Source organism: Caballeronia sp. dw_19, from assembly GCF_018449515.1.
Lineage (GTDB): Bacteria > Pseudomonadota > Gammaproteobacteria > Burkholderiales > Burkholderiaceae > Caballeronia.
On sequence record NZ_JAAVUQ010000001.1, the window covers coordinates 274,929 to 290,715 of the forward strand.

Annotated in this window: 15 protein-coding genes; 2 read left to right on the forward strand and 13 right to left on the reverse strand. The window is 61.9% G+C overall.

The window, feature by feature from the left end; translation table 11 throughout:
- Window positions 1-70: 70 nt before the first annotated feature.
- The 5 genes from HB376_RS01110 to HB376_RS01130 all read right to left on the reverse strand — a co-directional run bounded on the left by HB376_RS01110 (window position 71) and on the right by HB376_RS01130 (window position 5,398).
- Window positions 71-529 (reverse strand): OB-fold domain-containing protein, encoded by a 459-nt coding sequence (locus tag HB376_RS01110; protein WP_213761584.1) that lies wholly within the window; start codon window positions 527-529, stop codon window positions 71-73.
- Window positions 526-1,707 carry an acetyl-CoA acetyltransferase gene (locus tag HB376_RS01115; protein ID WP_213761585.1) on the reverse strand — a complete coding sequence of 394 codons (1,182 nt, stop codon included), beginning with the start codon at window positions 1,705-1,707 and terminating at the stop codon, window positions 526-528. Before HB376_RS01115 ends, HB376_RS01110 begins: the two co-directional genes overlap by 4 nt.
- Complete coding sequence (locus HB376_RS01120; RefSeq protein WP_213761586.1) at window positions 1,704-3,014, reverse strand: CoA transferase; 1,311 nt, start codon at window positions 3,012-3,014, stop codon at window positions 1,704-1,706. The genes HB376_RS01115 and HB376_RS01120 overlap by 4 nt, the downstream gene beginning before the upstream one ends.
- Window positions 3,015-3,078: 64 nt before the next feature.
- The gene (locus tag HB376_RS01125; RefSeq protein WP_213761587.1) at window positions 3,079-4,041 is read right to left on the reverse strand and encodes a PDR/VanB family oxidoreductase; all 963 of its coding nucleotides are present in this window, start codon (window positions 4,039-4,041) and stop codon (window positions 3,079-3,081) included.
- A 34-nt stretch (window positions 4,042-4,075) separates the two neighbouring features.
- Window positions 4,076-5,398: a Rieske 2Fe-2S domain-containing protein gene (locus HB376_RS01130; RefSeq protein ID WP_213761588.1), complete on the reverse strand. Its 1,323-nt coding sequence runs from the start codon at window positions 5,396-5,398 to the stop codon at window positions 4,076-4,078.
- 323 nt (window positions 5,399-5,721) lie between these two features.
- On the opposite strand from HB376_RS01130, the gene HB376_RS01135 reads away from it, so the two are divergent.
- Together HB376_RS01135 and HB376_RS01140 are read left to right on the forward strand one after the other, a co-directional pair.
- Entirely contained in the window at window positions 5,722-7,062 is a 1,341-nt protein-coding gene (locus tag HB376_RS01135; protein ID WP_213761589.1) for an MFS transporter, read from the forward strand.
- Between the two features lie 13 nt (window positions 7,063-7,075).
- Window positions 7,076-8,170: a CaiB/BaiF CoA-transferase family protein gene (locus HB376_RS01140; protein WP_213761590.1), complete on the forward strand. Its 1,095-nt coding sequence runs from the start codon at window positions 7,076-7,078 to the stop codon at window positions 8,168-8,170.
- A 306-nt stretch (window positions 8,171-8,476) separates the two neighbouring features.
- Here HB376_RS01140 and HB376_RS01145 read toward each other — a convergent pair whose 3' ends face one another.
- The 8 genes from HB376_RS01145 to HB376_RS01180 all read right to left on the reverse strand — a co-directional run bounded on the left by HB376_RS01145 (window position 8,477) and on the right by HB376_RS01180 (window position 15,685).
- A complete protein-coding gene (locus tag HB376_RS01145; RefSeq protein WP_213761591.1) occupies window positions 8,477-9,751 on the reverse strand; it encodes an MFS transporter in 1,275 nt (424 codons plus the stop codon).
- Between the two features lie 6 nt (window positions 9,752-9,757).
- Window positions 9,758-10,471 (reverse strand): hypothetical protein, encoded by a 714-nt coding sequence (locus HB376_RS01150; protein WP_213761592.1) that lies wholly within the window; start codon window positions 10,469-10,471, stop codon window positions 9,758-9,760.
- 42 nt (window positions 10,472-10,513) lie between these two features.
- Window positions 10,514-11,581 (reverse strand): ACR3 family arsenite efflux transporter, encoded by a 1,068-nt coding sequence (arsB, locus tag HB376_RS01155; protein WP_213761593.1) that lies wholly within the window; start codon window positions 11,579-11,581, stop codon window positions 10,514-10,516.
- Window positions 11,568-12,089, reverse strand: coding sequence for an arsenate reductase ArsC (locus tag HB376_RS01160; RefSeq protein WP_213761594.1), 522 nt, complete (start codon window positions 12,087-12,089; stop codon window positions 11,568-11,570). The genes arsB and HB376_RS01160 overlap by 14 nt, the downstream gene beginning before the upstream one ends.
- A complete protein-coding gene (locus HB376_RS01165) occupies window positions 12,086-12,544 on the reverse strand; it encodes an ArsI/CadI family heavy metal resistance metalloenzyme (protein WP_213761595.1) in 459 nt (152 codons plus the stop codon). The genes HB376_RS01160 and HB376_RS01165 overlap by 4 nt, the downstream gene beginning before the upstream one ends.
- A complete protein-coding gene (locus HB376_RS01170; RefSeq protein ID WP_213761596.1) occupies window positions 12,541-12,873 on the reverse strand; it encodes a metalloregulator ArsR/SmtB family transcription factor in 333 nt (110 codons plus the stop codon). The genes HB376_RS01165 and HB376_RS01170 overlap by 4 nt, the downstream gene beginning before the upstream one ends.
- 812 nt (window positions 12,874-13,685) lie before the next feature.
- Window positions 13,686-14,657: a D-2-hydroxyacid dehydrogenase family protein gene (locus HB376_RS01175; protein WP_213761597.1), complete on the reverse strand. Its 972-nt coding sequence runs from the start codon at window positions 14,655-14,657 to the stop codon at window positions 13,686-13,688.
- A 17-nt stretch (window positions 14,658-14,674) separates the two neighbouring features.
- The gene (locus HB376_RS01180; RefSeq protein ID WP_213761598.1) at window positions 14,675-15,685 is read right to left on the reverse strand and encodes an NAD(P)-dependent alcohol dehydrogenase; all 1,011 of its coding nucleotides are present in this window, start codon (window positions 15,683-15,685) and stop codon (window positions 14,675-14,677) included.
- Window positions 15,686-15,787 lie beyond the last annotated feature (102 nt).

A 15,787-nucleotide genomic window follows, 5' to 3' on the forward strand; every position in this document is an offset into this window, starting at 1 on the left:
AAAGGATAAAGTCGCAATGACGGTAGCGAAAGATTATACAGACAGCCTCCTTCCGTCAGCCCCGAAGTTTTCATGCCGAAAGCCGCCATTGCAGCAGGCTGTAAGGCGTCGTCGCATCGGCATGATGTTCGAACACCCCGGTCACCGCCGCGCCAATTTCGACGCGCTGATGCGGGTCGCCAAGCAGATTGCCGAGCATCCGCACGTTACCGGCATGTTCCAGCTCAACCAGTATCACCAGGTAGGGCACCGCCTGCGCGAGCGCCGGATGCGATGGATGCCAGACGCGCTCCCAACTGAATATGCGCCCGTACGGCGCTACGTCATGCCACGCGGGATCAAAGGCGTGACATGCATGGCACAGCCACTCCGGGCCGAATTGCCACGTATCGCAGCGCGTACAACGCTGTACGCGCAGCTTCTCTTCGCGCAGCCCTTCCCAATAAGGCGCAGACAGGCCGTCCGATTCAGACTCCGGCGCAGGCAGTCCGGCGGGCAGGTACCCCGGCGATGGCGATAACGAGTTCATAACACGGCCTCCGATCCGAACAGAAGACTGCTTGCCGGCGCCACCATCGGGCCACCGATCACCAGCGCCACGTCGTGTCGCGCAGCCTGGCTGGTCGACTCGCCGCGCACCTGGCGCGCCGCCTCGATCACCAGCTCGAAGCCGTGCACATAACACTCGCCGAGATTGCCGCCACTCGTGTTGAGCGGCAGCTTGCCCGACGGCGCGACGAGATTCTCCGGCGTCAGGAAATCGTTGGCTTCATCGGGACGGAAGAAACCGTGCTCGCTTAGCGCCATCGCCACGCCTCCGGTGAAATTCTCATAACTCTGCACCACGCCGACGTCGGCCGGGCTCACCCGCGCCATCCGGTACAGGTCGCTCGCGACACCGCTGTAGTTGGCGCTTGCATAGTGGGGCGCATTGTGCGGCGAGGCCGCCGCCCGCCAGTCGGCGCCGCTTGCCGCGCCGAGCAGATACACTGGCCGATGTGGAAAATCTTTCGCACGTTCGGCGGCCACCAGTAGCACAGCGCCCGCGCCGTCATTCTCCATACAGCAATCGAACAAACGAAACGGCTCGACGATCCAGCGCGATGCATCGTATGCGTCCGCGGAGAGCGGCTTGCCGGCCATCACCGCGCGCGGGTTGGCCTGTGCATGCTGGTAAGACGCGAGCGCGATCGCACGCAACGCCTCCCGGCCCACGCCATGCTCGTGCATAAAACGCTGCACTTTCATTGCGAATTTCTGCGGCGGCGCGAGTACGCCGTACGGCATCTGATACGCCATATCGCCGGAGATCGTCGTGCGAGGCGCAGCTTGGCCGAAGCGGCCGAACTGCCCCTGTGCGAGCCCGCGATAGACGAGCACACACTGCGCCATGCCGCTCGCGATAGCGGCCGCACCGTTGGCGACTGCGGCGGCGCATCCACCGCCTCCGCCGCCCCATTGCATCGTTGCCGAGCGCAAGCGCTTCACCCCGAGCGCGGTGGCCACGCGCACCGCGTCGTTACGATCGTCGGCGAACGACGCGAAGCCGTCGATGTCTGCCGGATCAATGCCGGCATCCCTGCACGCCGCCAGGATCGCCTTGAGCAGCAGCTTGAACTCCGGGTCCGGCGCGCGGCCGACGCGGTAGTACTCGCTCTCGCCGACGCCGACCACCGCGACCGTGCCGCGCAGCGTCCGTTCGCTCATAACGAGGATGCCTCTGTGTGCCCCTCGGCAGCAGCCAGCGGCTGCTGGCTACTGTAGACGGCGCCGCTTTGCAGCAACGCATTCACGCGATCGTCAGGATACCCAAGCACACCGGTAAGAATCGCACGGCTGTGCTCACCGACGCGCGGCGCAGGCGACGGATCAGCGATCGGCGTCTCGCTGAAGCGGAACGGCAAGTTGATGTTCGGCAGCCAACCGAGATCCGGATGCTCGAGACGGCTCACGAGCTTGCGTTCACGCGCTTCTGGCGAGCGCAGCGCCTCGCCGACCGTGCGCACTTCGCCGCACGGAATTGACGCAGCGCGCATGCGCTGCTGCCAGTATGCCCACGGATGGAGAATGAACGCCTCGTCGAGGATGCGAAACAGTTCGTCGCGCCGCGCGATGCGGCCGTTGCGATCCGCGAGCACCGGATCGGCAGCCAGTTCCGGCATCTCCAGCACCTGGATGGCGAGACGATGGAAGATCTTGTTGTTGCCGCAATTGATGTAGAACGCTGTGTCCGACGCCTTGAACACGCCCGACGGACATGTGTCGGGACTGGTGTTGCCGTGGCGACGGGGCTCCTCGCCGGTGAACAGATGCTGCACCGTCGCGTAGCCGGTCATCAGCACCGCGTTATCAAACAGCGAGACCTCGACCGCCTGGCCCTTGCCCGTGCGTTCACGTGCGACCAGCGCACCAAGGATTGCGTTGCTTGCCATCATCGCCGTGCTGATATCCATCACGGGCGACAGCGCGCGCACGCCGAGCCGGTCCGGATAACCGTTCATCGAGACGAAGCCGCTCTCGGCCTGCGCGATCGGGTCGAAACCGAGCCGGTCCGCGAACGCGCCTTCGCGGCCATACGCAGACACCGAGCAGTAAATGAGTTGCGGATTCAGTTCGCGGCAAGCTTCGTAGCCTAGGCCGAGGCGCTCCATAACACCGGTCGAAAAATTCTCCGCGACGATGTCCGCCTTCGCGACCAGTTCGAGCGCAATGCGCCGCCCTTCTTCGGACTTCAGATCAAGCGCAATGCTGCGCTTGTTGCGGTTCGCCCAGAGATACGGGCCGCCGATGCTGGCGTCCTGCGGATGCGCCGGCGGGTAATAGCGGAATTCGTCACCGCGGCCGGGCGCTTCGACCTTGATGACCTCGGCGCCCATGTCGGCGAGCATCATCGTCGCAAACGGTCCGGCGATGAAGTGCGTGAAGTCGACCACGCGGATGCCGGCGAGCGCCTGGGGTGCATTGGCCGGACGCGGTTCGTGCTCGGGAAAATCGTTGATCAGTTTCGACAGCATGGCGTTTCCTTGGTCGATGCGCACGAGGCGCACGTAAATCAGTGGTTTGCGTTCGATCGAAAGATCAGAGATCGAGCACCAGCGTCGGCGACAGCGATCCCGAGCAGCACACCATTACCGCGCGGTTCGCGGCCTTCTCCTCGTCTGTCAGGAAGTCGTCGCGATGGTCCGGCACGCCGTCAATCACACCAGTGCGGCAGGTGCCGCACACTCCTGCCGAGCATGCGTACTGCACGTCGACTCCGTGATCGAGCAGCGTGTCAAGAATCGTCTTGCCGGGCGCCACCTGAATGCGCCTGCCGTCGCTCTTGAGCACCACATCGAAGCCCCCGCCCGTCGCCGATTCACTGGCCGCCGCAAAGCGTTCGAAGTGCACTTTCTCGTGCGGCCGCGACGCGCACGCTGCGATGAATTCATCGACCATGCCGCGCGGCCCGCAGCAATACAGATGCGCATCGGCAGCCGCACGTTCGACCACGCGGCGCACGTCGAGCCGCCCGCCTTCGGCTTGCAGATGCATCGTGATGCGCGAGTCCGCGGCGCCGATCTGCGCGAGATCGCGGGCATAGGCTGCACGCGAACGCTCGCGAGCGGCATAGTGCAGTTGCCACGACCCGCCGGTACGTTCGAGGCGCCGGATCATCGATACGACTGGCGTGATGCCGATACCGCCGCAGATGAACACCGATTCGCGCGCGTCTTCGGACAGCGGAAAATCATTCATCGGCATGCTGATGGTGAAACGGTCGCCAACCCGGGGCGAGCGATGCATCCACGTGGACCCGCCGCGACCCGCGACCTCGTGCTGCACAGCGATCACATAACGATGCCGCTCATGCGGATCGTTGACGAGCGAATAGCTGCGCACCCGGTTCTCGGGCAGATACAGGTCGATGTGTGCGCCGGCTTCGAACGGCGGCAGGACCGGTGTGTCGATGGGCTGGAATTCATAGGACGCTACGTCGTCCGCTTCAAGACGGATCTGCGTGAGACGGACGTCGATGCGCTCAGCGTTGTGTTGGGACATGAAGGTTTTATATTTCGCTAGCTGTCGGTGTGGGTCAGGGCGTATAGCCGAAGTCGGCGCCCAGGCGTGCGCGCATGTGTTCGGCACCATCGGTCTGCCACCGCGCGTCCGCGGGCAGCGTCAGCGACACCGCGCGCACCATCCACAGGTCCGGATCGTCGAGACGCAGCGGCGACACGCCTTCCGACGCGAGCTTGCGTACGTTTTCGAGCAACAGCCGCCGCGTCATCGCCACGCCGGTATCGCTGATGCCGAGGTTTTCGCGGCGACGGTCGTAGATTGGCGCAACGCCCGACTGGCAAGCAGCGTCCTGCACCCACAGTCCTGGCAGGCCCGAGAACCACGTCTTGGTTTGTGCGTCGTAATTGAACATGAACGCTGATTCGAGGTTGTACTTGGTCCAGTACTTCGCATATGGCTGCGTGACAGGCCGGGGCGCGAACGCATGCGCGCTCGCGTGGCCTGTTTCGCGTCCTGCATGGCCGTCTTCGAATAGTTGTCGCGTCTTCTCGTAGAGCGGCGCGGCCGGCGTGTACGAGAACATCAGGCACAGCGTGTTCTCGTCGTCTATTGGCACCCATGCATGGCCGCTCAGTTCCGGATACTTCGATTGCGGCGGCACCAGCGTATAGAACGGAAACAGGAACTGGTTGACGCGCCAGTAGTGATGGGCGTCGTCGAGCACGCGGCGCGACGCGATGCTGATGCCGAAATCGCGCCGTTGGCATTCGAACACCGGACGCAGATCGCGCTTGGCAGTCCAGTCGTTGATCGAGCCTTGCGAATCGATGCGGCCGTGCAGGATCGGCGCATGCGCGGAGTCGATCTCGCCTTCCACCGCCTGCAGCCAATTGCATTCCTGCACGCGAAAGCTGAAGTGCACGTTTTCCAACGGCACCAGATTCCATTCCAGATTCGGCAGCGGCGGCAAAACGTCCGCACCGGCCTCGCCCATGTATGTCCAGACGATGCCGTTGCGCTCGCGGCACGGATAACTCTTGATGCGCACCTTCTCCTTGAGCCGGCTCTCGGCGGGTTCGGCCGGCGTATCGATCACGTGGCCGTCCACGCCGAATTGCCAGCCGTGATAGACGCAGCGCAACCCGCAGTTCTCGTTACGGCCGAAAATCAGCGGCGCACCGCGATGTGGGCACACATGATCGACGAGGCCGACGCGGCCTTCGCTGTCGCGGAACGCGATCAAGTCTTCGCCTAGAAGACGTACGCGCTGCGGCTGGCCGTCGAGCGTCAGATCCGACGAGGGCAGGAACGGCAGCCAGTTGAGGCGCATGTACTGGCCAGCCGGTGTTCCGGCGCCGACGCGCACCAAGGTCTCATTGTCTTCATGTGAAAGCATGGCCGTCTCCATTGATTGCAAAATTGGTGGGACCAATTATATAAAGAATCCTGGAGCGGTCAACTGGTTATTTCACGTTACCGGCAGATAACCAAACGGATACGCGGCGGACGAAAAAATTTTTACCAAGCCTTGTATCAAGCCTTAATTGATTGTTTTTATGTACTTTTCTTTGATCTAATCTCAGCGACCGAGACCGAATCTCCCTCCGGCCGGACACTCTTTAAGGGATTTCCCGGGCTTTGACATTGTGCGAGACGGTTCTATATTGAGCCCACCAAATTGGTCCCTCCAAATTTGGCAAATAACAAAAGGAGATCAGTATGAGCGTGTCGTCCCAGTCCCCCGCCGTGGCCTCCGCGCCGAGGCCAGCTGCCGTGGCGGACGCCGAAGTCGACGGCACCCAGGTGGTGTCGCGCGTCGGGCGACGGTTGATGTGGTATCTGATTGCGCTTTATGTTGTATCGGTACTGGATCGCGGCAACCTCAGCTTCGCGTCGTTCTCGATGAACAAGGAACTGGGACTTACGCCGCAGATGTACGGCATCGGTGTGGGCATTCTGTTTCTCGGCTACTCGATATTCGAAGTACCCAGCAATCTCGCGCTCGCCAGGTACGGCGCGCGCATCACGCTTACGCGGATCGCGATGCTGTTCGGCATCGTGACGATGTCGATGGCGTTCGTCACTGGCCCCGGCAGCTTTTATACGGTGCGCGCGCTGCTCGGCATCGCCGAAGCGGGATTGACTCCTGGTGTGTTCCTCTTCCTGAGCTACTGGATTCCGCAGCAGCACCGCGCGCGCTACAACGCAATGTTCTCCTACTCGATTCCTGCCGCGTACGTGGTCTCGTCGCTCGTGTCCGGCGCGATCATGCAGCTCGATGGCGTATGGGGCGTGCCGGGCTGGAAGTGGCTGTTTGTGCTCGAAGGTCTACCCGCCGTGGCGCTCGGGATTTTCGGCGCTTTCTACCTGACCGACCGGCCGCATCAGGCGAAGTGGCTTTCGAACGATGAAAAGAAGTGGCTCGCCGAACAACTCGAAAGCGGCGACGCGTCGTCTGCCCACGGCATGCCATCGGGCGTCATGACGCTGCTGCGCCGCCCCGAGATGTGGGTGCTGACGCTCGGGTATGTCGGCATCTTTTCGGGTAACGCGACAGTCGGCGCGTGGCTGCCTCAGATCCTGCATCACACTGGCGTGCCGCTCGGCGTCATCGGCTTCGTTACCGCGTTGCCTCCGCTCGCGGGCATCGTCGGCATGACGTTCCTGTCGCGGCGCTCGGATCGCCGCAAGGAACGGGTGCTGCACACGGTCGCCTGCATGCTGATCGCAGCGGCCGGCTATACGATCGTCGCATTATCGACAACGCTTGCCGTCGCGCTCGTGGGCTTCATGCTTGCCAACATCGGCGTATATGCGTCGCTGGCGATCTTCTGGTCGATTCCCCAAACCTATCTTCCTGCGAAGGCCAAACCCGCGGTGATCGCGATCATCAGTTCTTGCGGCGCGATCTTTGGCGGCTGGCTCGTGCCGATGATGGTAGGCCGTGTGCAGCAGCAGGCGCACAGCCTTGCCGCGGGCATGATCGTGGTAGCGGCCTTCTTTGTCATATCGTCTGTTTGCGTATTCTTCGCGGGCCGGCGTATGGCCGCTCATGCGTAAGACAGGAGTCGCGATGAAACAAGGTCCACTATCAGGCGTGCGTGTCATCGAGTTCAGCGCGCTTGGCCCCGTGCCGTTCTGCACCATGCTGCTAGCCGACATGGGTGCCGACGTCGTGCAAGTCGCACGTGCGCGCGCCCACGTCGATCCCGGCAATTTCATGCAACGCGGGCGCCGGGTCGTACCGCTCGACCTCAAAGATCCGGGCGATCGCGACACCGCGCTGGAACTCGTGGCACACGCGGACATGGTGCTGGAAGGCAGTCGTCCCGGCGTCATGGAAAAGATCGGGCTCGGCCCGGACGTCTGCCTCGCGCACAATCCACGCCTGGTGTACGGCCGCATGACCGGCTGGGGCCAGACGGGGCCGCTCTCGGGCACAGCAGGACACGACATCAACTACATCGCACTCACCGGCGCGCTCGATGCGATCGGCCCCACGAACGGCGCACCGGTGCCGCCGCTGAACCTCATCGGGGACTACGGCGGGGGCGCGATGTTCCTCGCGTTTGGCGCGCTCTGCGCGCTGTGGGAAGCGCGCGACAGCGGCCAGGGCCAGATCATCGACTCGGCGATGGTCGACGGTACCGCCATGCTGATGTCCCTCTTCTGCCGCCTGCACGCGCAAGGCGAATGGAATGACGCGCGCGGCACCAATTCACTCGACGGCGGCGCCCCGTGGTACAGCACGTACCGGACAATGGATGATCGTTACGTCGCAGTCGGCGCGCTCGAAGAGCCGTTCTGGCAAGCGTTGCTCGTGGGGCTCGATGTCGCACCCGACAGTCTGCCGCCACGCGCCGACAAAGCGGGCTGGCCCGCGATTCGCACTGCGCTCGCAGAGCGCTTCGCGAGCCGCACTCGCGACGTGTGGGCCGCGCATTTCCGGGACTCCGATGCGTGCGTGAGCCCGGTGCTCGGCTTGCACGAAGCCGCGACGCACGAGCACATGGTCGCGCGTCGAACCTATAGCGTCCACGGCGATAGGCTGCAACCGGCGCCGGCGCCACGTTTGAGCCGGACGCCGGGGTTTACGGCGGGAACGTCCACGGTCAGTAGCGCCGATGCCGTGCTCGGCGGATGGCGAGATGATCCATCGAGGCATTGAGAGCTCAGGCACAACTTTCATTCGCCGAATCACGCGCTCTTACCGGTCTTGCGCATCGTACTGGCTTGGCCATTGAGACATATTTCGAGGTAAGCAAGTCACTCGTCGCGGCGCTGCGCTATTACCTTCGGTGATTGCCGACAATCCAGGCCTGGATATCGGACACCAAAAAAAGTGAAATCTGCGCCAACCGAGCGCAAAAATACTGACGCAGTTCGTGACAAACCCGGGTGGCAGACATCCATCGGACATATGCTCTCGTGACGGTCGCGGAAGGTCATCGTCGCTGGTCATTCTTCTGAAACGTCACTTCCGCATTACGCCGGCCGTGGCACGGTGGTCGAGGGCGCACTGACGGGGGGCGAATCGCATCGCGACTAGAAACGCGGTGGTCGATACAAGCGAAACTCCTAGAATTACCCACTCGACTAACGCATAGTCTCGCTGAATGGTCCAAAGCGCGGCAGCGGAAATGGGCGCAATGCCCTTGGCGATGTTCGACGGAGCGGAGAGCAAACCGCTGATGGCCCCATAGCCCTCGGTCCACATCACATCCTGCACAATCGTTCCACGCAGGATTGTCATCATTCCATTCGCCCCTCCGTACACGAGACCGAACAGCATCAACAAGTAAGGTGAGGTTCCCGCGTACAACAGCACGAGAACGGAAACCGGAAACGCTGCTGTGACGATCAGGCCGATCAGCGCTGGCCGCACGTTGCGACCGGTAGAAAACCAAAGCGCACGCGCGGCCACCTGAGCGGGACCGATGATTGCCATGGTGGTCAACAGCCAACCCGCTGGGACCTTGCGCGCGACCATGAGCGGCACCAGGTGGAACGTCAGCGACGCGAACGTGGCGTAGTACGCAGTGAAGCACACGGCCAACGCCCAAAACGTCGGCGTGCGCAGCGCGCGTTGCGTCGAAGCCATGTTCGCAGTCTTCAACCGTGCCCTGTGGCCGGCCGTTACACCGGTCGCGTCGTTCCGTTTGATCGCGGTCGCGTGAATGGGCAGACTGATCGCGATGTTCACCGCAGCGAGGAAAATCAGTGCGGCTCGCCATCCGAACCAGTCTACGAAGCCTTGCGTCAGTGGGATAAAGACCGTGCTGGCGAACCCGGCGACCAGCGTGATGAGCGTTATTTTTGTACGGAAGCTACCGGGGTAATCGCGCGTCACTACGGCGAACACCGGATCGTACAGCGTGGCCGCCATCGACACACCCAGGCCGACCCAAACAACAAACAGCGTAGGCAGCGCGTGAGCTTGCGACCACAACAGCAGCATCGCTGTCGACAGGATGGAACCCGCCATCATGATTTTCCTGCCGTGGCCGTGGTCGATCCATATGCCGATCGGATAAGCCGCGAATCCGGAGACAAGGAGGCCGAGCGATAAGGCCGCGTTGGTGTCCGTGCGGCTCCATCCCATCGCCCGCTCCATTGGGACCACGAAGAGGGAAAACGCGTAATAGACCGATCCCCATGACACGAGCTGGGCGATGGCGAGCGCCCAAGTCGCGCGGTGACCGCCGGGGTCTGCGTTTTCGCTTCGGTGGTCAGCGGGTAGGCTCGACATGCGACCTCAAAGGGATAGAGCGCGATGGATATCCGTCGCGGAGTCTGCTTGGCCGATGCGGAAAGCTCCGCAGCAGAAGTGACGTGCGGACATTAACGCCGACGCTATTGACGAGGCCAAGCCATCTTGAGTCTTGCCAACCGTTCGAGCGGCCGGCGTCTCGTCATTGGTTAGAAGCCCGATGCCGTTCATGTCACAAAACCGGGTGAACTGTTTTCCCTGATAAAGATGGCGCACGCGACGCAATGCACCTGAAAAACTGCGTTCACTGCTGTCGTTCATCAACACTGCGTAGAGCTTGATGCCGTCGTCAGAGAAGCGATTGCGGGTTCGTAGGAGCGGTGTTTCCCAGTCGCAACGCGGAATCCGAAATAGCACTGGCACGTCCAGCAGCAACACTGCGGCGGCCGTCGTGCCGCCAAGGACGAAGCGCATCATGCTCTGATGTTCCCTCCGAGTAGCAGTCAAAACCATAGATTCCGCTTGCTGCCCGGACTCTCGGCCAAGCGCTCGAGAGAGCGCATCAGCCAACGTCGAGGCGGAGGCACTGGACGCTGGCAAACGACTCAGCGCATTCGGTCCACTGACGTCCAGATTTCTCATGTCGTCGGAGACCCGGGGGGCGCCCAACCGCAGCGCAATGAAGGCTCGCATCGAGTTGCGGTGCAGACCGCCCGAACCAGACAACAGCGAACAGGTATTGCTCTCGGCATTTGCCATGATCTACCTCCCAGTCATGCCTCTTGCTCGCGGAGCGCTTGATCAGGCTGTCTTGCCTTCATACCAGCGTTGCGAGCGATTGACGACGCCGACCACCAGCAACATGACCGGCACCTCGATGAGCACGCCGACCACGGTAGCCAGCGCCGCGCCCGAGTGGAATCCGAAGAGGCTGATCGCGGTGGCCACGGCCAGCTCGAAGAAATTGCTTGCGCCGATCAGGCTTGACGGTCCGGCTACGCAGTGAGCGACACCCAGCCTGCGATTGAGCAGGTACGCCAAGCTCGAATTAAAGAAGACCTGGATCAGGATAGGCACGGCCAGCATCGCGATGACCAGTGGCTCGTGAACAATGGCCTCTCCCTGAAAAGCGAACAGGAGCACCAGCGTGGCGAGCAGTGCGGAAATTGAATAGGGACCGAGCTTTGCCACGACACGCCCGAAATGAGCCGAGCCCTTCGCAAGCAACGAACGTCGGATCATCTGCGCGAGAATGACCGGCACGATGATATAGAGGCCGACTGAGGCGATGAGCGTATCCCACGGCACTGTAATGGCCGATAGCCCCAGCAGAAGCGCGACGAGAGGTGCAAAAGCCACGATCATGATGGAGTCGTTCAGGGCCACTTGTGACAGCGTGAAATACGGGTCGCCCTTGCACAGTTGCGACCAGACAAACACCATCGCGGTACAAGGCGCGGCTGCCCGCAGGATCAGGCCAGCGATATAACTGTCGAGCTGGTTCGCCGGCAGCCATGGGGCGAACACGTGGCGTATAAAAATCCAACCGAGAAGGGCCATGGAGAACGGTTTGACGAACCAGTTGACGAATAACGTCACTCCGATGCCACGCCATTGGCTTTTCACCTGAGTCATGGCCGCAAAGTCGATTTTCACGAGCATGGGGATAATCATGATCCAGATCAGCACCGCCACCGGCAGGTTAACGTGGGCAACCTCCATGCGGCCGATGGCTTGAAACGCGCCCGGCAATAGTTGGCCGAGCACGATGCCGCTGACGATACACAACGCCACCCACACCGTCAGGTAGCGCTCGAAAAATCCGATAGCGGGTCTCAATGCAGCACCGGTATGTTCAGTGCTGCTCATTGGGTCCCTCGGCTGGCCGTTCACCGATCGCGCGCAACTCGCGCTGAATGGCGTTGCTGTCCAATACGTGCAGGGGCAAGTTCACGAACTGGCTCACCCGGCCAGCTATTTGCCGGTAGACCTTGCTGAACACCTGGCGCTTTTCTTCATCTGTGCCCTCGAACGCAGCCGGGTCCTCAAAACCCCAATGCGCGGTCATCGGTCTGCCTGGCCAGATTGGGCAGACTTCGCCGGCGGCCTGATCGCACACGGTAATGACGAAATCCATATGCGGCGCGTCAGGCGTGGCAAATTCGTCCCAGCTCTTGCTGCGAAGTTGTGCCACGTCGTAGCCGAGCGACTCGCAGCGCTCTATGGCAAAAGGGTTAACCGTTCCACTGGGATCGCTCCCTGCGCTATACGCCCGGAAACGCCCCTTGCCGAGTGTGTTGAAAAGAGCTTCAGCCATAATGCTGCGCGAGCTGTTACCTGTGCACAGGACGAGAATTGAGTACTGTCTGTCGGTCATCCGCGATTCCGGAATTCGATGGTGGACGCAGTCGGGGTGCAACAGGCATCCGACGAATGATGGGGTTCATTTCTTGACTCGCCGTAGGTGGGCGCGGCTGCGAGTGTCCTGAAGGTTTCCCATGCCACCCCTTGTGGGTCGACGGTCCAAGCCTTGTTCGACTTCGCGTAGCAGCAGGTCGCGCCCGTCTGCTCTTGCACGGGCAGGTCCGCGGCGGCGAAGCGAGCGTTCATCTCTGCCAGTTCCTCATCGGTCTCGACCTGGATTCCGACATGGTCGACACCGGGTTTTGCGCCGCGCTGCGAAATGGCGAAGTTGACCGCTGGGTCCTTCAGCTCCCATTTGCAATAGTCGTCTTTGAGTACGCTCGGCTCAACGTTGCCAAACATCGCGCTATAGAAGCGGATGCTCTCACTAAGGCTTTGAACAGACACGTGGATGTGCATCCGTTTCATGATTCATCTCCGCAGCAAGCGGGAGGACTGCTCGCTGCGCACGCCGCGCCGGCACAGCAGTTCTCGGTGAGAAAACCCACGAGGCCGTTCATTGCGTCGAAATTGGCCGAATAGTAGATAAAGCGCCCTTCCTGCCGAGCTTTCACGAGGTCTGCGTGTGACAGATCCTTGAGATGAAAGGACAGACTTGAAGGCGCAAGGCTGAGTTGTTGCGCAATCTCGCCTGCCGGTATCCCGTCGGGGCCGGCGACTACGAGCGTTCGGAAAATCGCGAGTCGCGATTCATGTGCAAGAGCGCTCAAGGCGCGTACGACGAGGTTCGAGTCCATGGCCGTAGCATAGATCGATCTATTCCATATTTCAAGTATTATCGAAATATTGATCCGACTGAACCGTGCCGCCTACGTCAACGAGGCCTGGTGGGCGAAGCGATTGCGCTGCTCGCGCTGGCGGTTGGTGCTCTTTCACACTTTCCTTCCTTTGGTCGCCATCATTGCGTCGGCTGGGCACGCCTTATTTCCCGAGGGTAGTGTGGGCAGGCCCTGGCAAGTCAGGATGAAGGCCTCACGGTCGACACATTCGAGCTCACCCGTACCTGCGGCGAGCGCGCTCAAGCCCAAGCAAGGTACTTCAACGAGGCGAACCAGGAAATCTACGCGGGAACCAAAGCCTCGACGTTTGTACCCCCTCGTTCATGGAGGGCGTTACCGTGCGAACTGCCATTCAACAGTTAATGACGTATTTCGAGTCCTCTCTTGGGAACCAGGATTCAAGTTCGGAGCAATCCGAAGAAGTCCGGGAAACCCCGTAAATCCTTGTGATTACGGGGTTTTTTGTCTTTTGCGGTCCGAAATGTTCCTGTTATATCCAGCGTCTTTGCGTATATCCGTTTCATGGGCAAAGTCATGCCCGGATACGTCGAACCGAAGTCGGGATTGGCGTTCGCAACGCCAAAACGGGCTCGAAGCCCTATCTCCCTGCCGGATGGCCCGGGCCTTTCCCTGCGCATACCGTCGCAGCAGAAAAAACATCCTTCAAGAAGGCGATCATGCATCGCGGGCAACCACTGAAAACCATCATGCTCGATGGCTATGCGGCCCTGCACGCGGCTCGGTGCGAGGCCACATCACATCCATAAGATTCAGAGCGGCAATTCACGGACCGGCGCACCGTCAAGCCACGCCCGGATCGATTCGACAATCTGCGGATAGGCGGTGCGGTAAGTGTTTTCGGTGACGTACCCAATATGCGGCGTCGCCAGCACGTTGGGCAGAAACCGGTACGGATGTCCAGGCGCCAGCGGTTCTTCGTCGAACACGTCGAACGCCGCGCCGGCAATGCGCCGTGCCTGCAATGCTTCAATCAGCGCCGCTTCGGAGACGATCGGCCCACGCGAAGTGTTGACCAGATAGGCGCTCGCCTTCATCAACGCCAGTTCGCGCTCGCCGACCAACCCGCAGGTGCGCTCGCCGAGTTTCAGGTGAACGGAGAGCACATCCGCGTCGCGAAATAACTGATCTTTATCGACACGTTCAACGCCATGTTCGGCGGCCCGCTCGGCCGTCAGGTTCTGGCTCCAGGCAATCGTGCGCATCCCGAATGCCTGACCCAGGCGCGCCACCGCCTGCCCGATACGGCCAAGTCCCAGCAAACCGAGCGTCTTGCCGTTCACGTCCACGCCGAGGCCAACCTGCCAGCCGCCAGCGCGCACCGAGGCGGCTTCTGCATGCACGTTGCGCGTGATGGCAAGGATCAACGCCCAGGTAAGCGCCGGGGTGGCCGCAGCGTCGCCGCCGGTAGTACCTGATACGACAATCTGCTGCCTGCGCGCGGCGTGCAGGTCGATCGCCGCGTTCCACATGCCGACGGTGACGATCAGCTTGAGCTGCGGCAGACGCGCGAGCAGTGCGGCGTCCAGGCGGGTGCGCTCGCGCATTAGCACGACTGCGTCGAATGGCGCGAGGCGCGCGGCGAGCGAATCCGGATCGGCGACATGGTCATGAAAGAAAACAGGCTGCGCCCGAGGCGCGAGGCTGGCCCAGTCAGCGAGAGGGCGGGCCGTCTGCTGATAGTCGTCGAGCACCGCAATGCTCGCTACAGCGGAATGTGACATGTATCTGGTTCCTGTCGTCAGTGAGAGATGACGACCTTGCCGAAGAAGGCACGGTCATCGAAGTGGCGCCACGCATCAAGGGCACGCTCGAACGGGAACACGCTGTCGATGACCGGCTTCAGGCCGGACGACGTAACGGCACGCACCAGGTCCAGCAGGCCCGAGCGGTCACCGACCGAGATCCGGTAGAAAACGCCGCCACTGCGAAACAGGTCGTTGAAATCGACGCCGGAATGGCCAGAGGCGAGAAAGCCGATCAGCGCGACTTCGCCGCGGCTGGCCACGGCCTTGATCGACTGCTGGAGCGTGCCCTCGCCACCCACCTCAAGCACCCGATCGACGCCACGTCCATCGGTGAGCTCGCGGACCCGGTCGCCCCATGCGGGCGTCTCGATGTAATTGATGACTTCATCGGCACCGAGCGCCTTGAGCCGCGCCGCCTTGTCGGCGGAAGAAGTCGTCGCAATCACGCGCGCGCCGAGCAGTTTGGCAAGCTGGACCGCGAATACGGAAACGCCGCCGCTGCCCTGGGTCAACACCGTTTGTCCGGGGCGCAGCGGCCGCAATCCGGATAGCGACGTCCATGCGGTCAGCGCCGCGCAAGGCAGCGTTGCCGCTTCTTCGAACGACAGGCCCGGCGGAGCCGCCACGACCGCTTCCTGGCTGACGACCTTGTACTCGGTCAGCCAGCCATCGCGATGCGAGCCGTAGCTCTCCGTGCCGAGTGTAGGCGGCGGATTGCCGCCGTACCAGCGCGGATGAAACGTATTGATGACCCGGTCGCCGACCTTGAAGTCGATCACGTTCGTACCCACGGCGACGATCTCGCCGGCGGCGTCGCTGAGCGGAATCAGGCCGGCCTGCTGCGCGCGCAGGTAGCTGCCGTGGACCATTGCGATGTCGCGATAGTTGAGCGACGACGCGCGCACCCGGATCAGCACTTCGCCACGCTGAGGCTCGGGCGTGGGTTCCTCATGAAGCGTCAGATGGTCGAGACTGCCGGCTTGATCGAAGCGATACACTTTCATCGAATGACTCCCATGCGAAATCGCGCGACGCGGGCCCCTCGAAGGAGAACGGCGGCGTCCGGTCGTTGCGCGAGTGGTCAGTCTAATGGGATCTTTGCGAGG

Excerpts from the sequence above, each read along its gene's own strand:
- HB376_RS01110 (WP_213761584.1), bottom strand. The coding sequence starts at position 529 with ATGAACTCGTTATCGCCATCGCCGGGGTACCTGCCCGCCGGACTGCCT.
- HB376_RS01115 (WP_213761585.1), bottom strand. The coding sequence starts at position 1,707 with ATGAGCGAACGGACGCTGCGCGGCACGGTCGCGGTGGTCGGCGTCGGC.
- HB376_RS01120 (WP_213761586.1), bottom strand. The coding sequence starts at position 3,014 with ATGCTGTCGAAACTGATCAACGATTTTCCCGAGCACGAACCGCGTCCG.
- HB376_RS01125 (WP_213761587.1), bottom strand. The coding sequence starts at position 4,041 with ATGTCCCAACACAACGCTGAGCGCATCGACGTCCGTCTCACGCAGATC.
- HB376_RS01130 (WP_213761588.1), bottom strand. The coding sequence starts at position 5,398 with ATGCTTTCACATGAAGACAATGAGACCTTGGTGCGCGTCGGCGCCGGA.
- HB376_RS01135 (WP_213761589.1), top strand. The coding sequence starts at position 5,722 with ATGAGCGTGTCGTCCCAGTCCCCCGCCGTGGCCTCCGCGCCGAGGCCA.
- HB376_RS01140 (WP_213761590.1), top strand. The coding sequence starts at position 7,076 with ATGAAACAAGGTCCACTATCAGGCGTGCGTGTCATCGAGTTCAGCGCG.
- HB376_RS01145 (WP_213761591.1), bottom strand. The coding sequence starts at position 9,751 with ATGTCGAGCCTACCCGCTGACCACCGAAGCGAAAACGCAGACCCCGGC.
- HB376_RS01150 (WP_213761592.1), bottom strand. The coding sequence starts at position 10,471 with ATGGCAAATGCCGAGAGCAATACCTGTTCGCTGTTGTCTGGTTCGGGC.
- arsB (WP_213761593.1), bottom strand. The coding sequence starts at position 11,581 with ATGAGCAGCACTGAACATACCGGTGCTGCATTGAGACCCGCTATCGGA.
- HB376_RS01160 (WP_213761594.1), bottom strand. The coding sequence starts at position 12,089 with ATGACCGACAGACAGTACTCAATTCTCGTCCTGTGCACAGGTAACAGC.
- HB376_RS01165 (WP_213761595.1), bottom strand. The coding sequence starts at position 12,544 with ATGAAACGGATGCACATCCACGTGTCTGTTCAAAGCCTTAGTGAGAGC.
- HB376_RS01170 (WP_213761596.1), bottom strand. The coding sequence starts at position 12,873 with ATGGACTCGAACCTCGTCGTACGCGCCTTGAGCGCTCTTGCACATGAA.
- HB376_RS01175 (WP_213761597.1), bottom strand. The coding sequence starts at position 14,657 with ATGTCACATTCCGCTGTAGCGAGCATTGCGGTGCTCGACGACTATCAG.
- HB376_RS01180 (WP_213761598.1), bottom strand. The coding sequence starts at position 15,685 with ATGAAAGTGTATCGCTTCGATCAAGCCGGCAGTCTCGACCATCTGACG.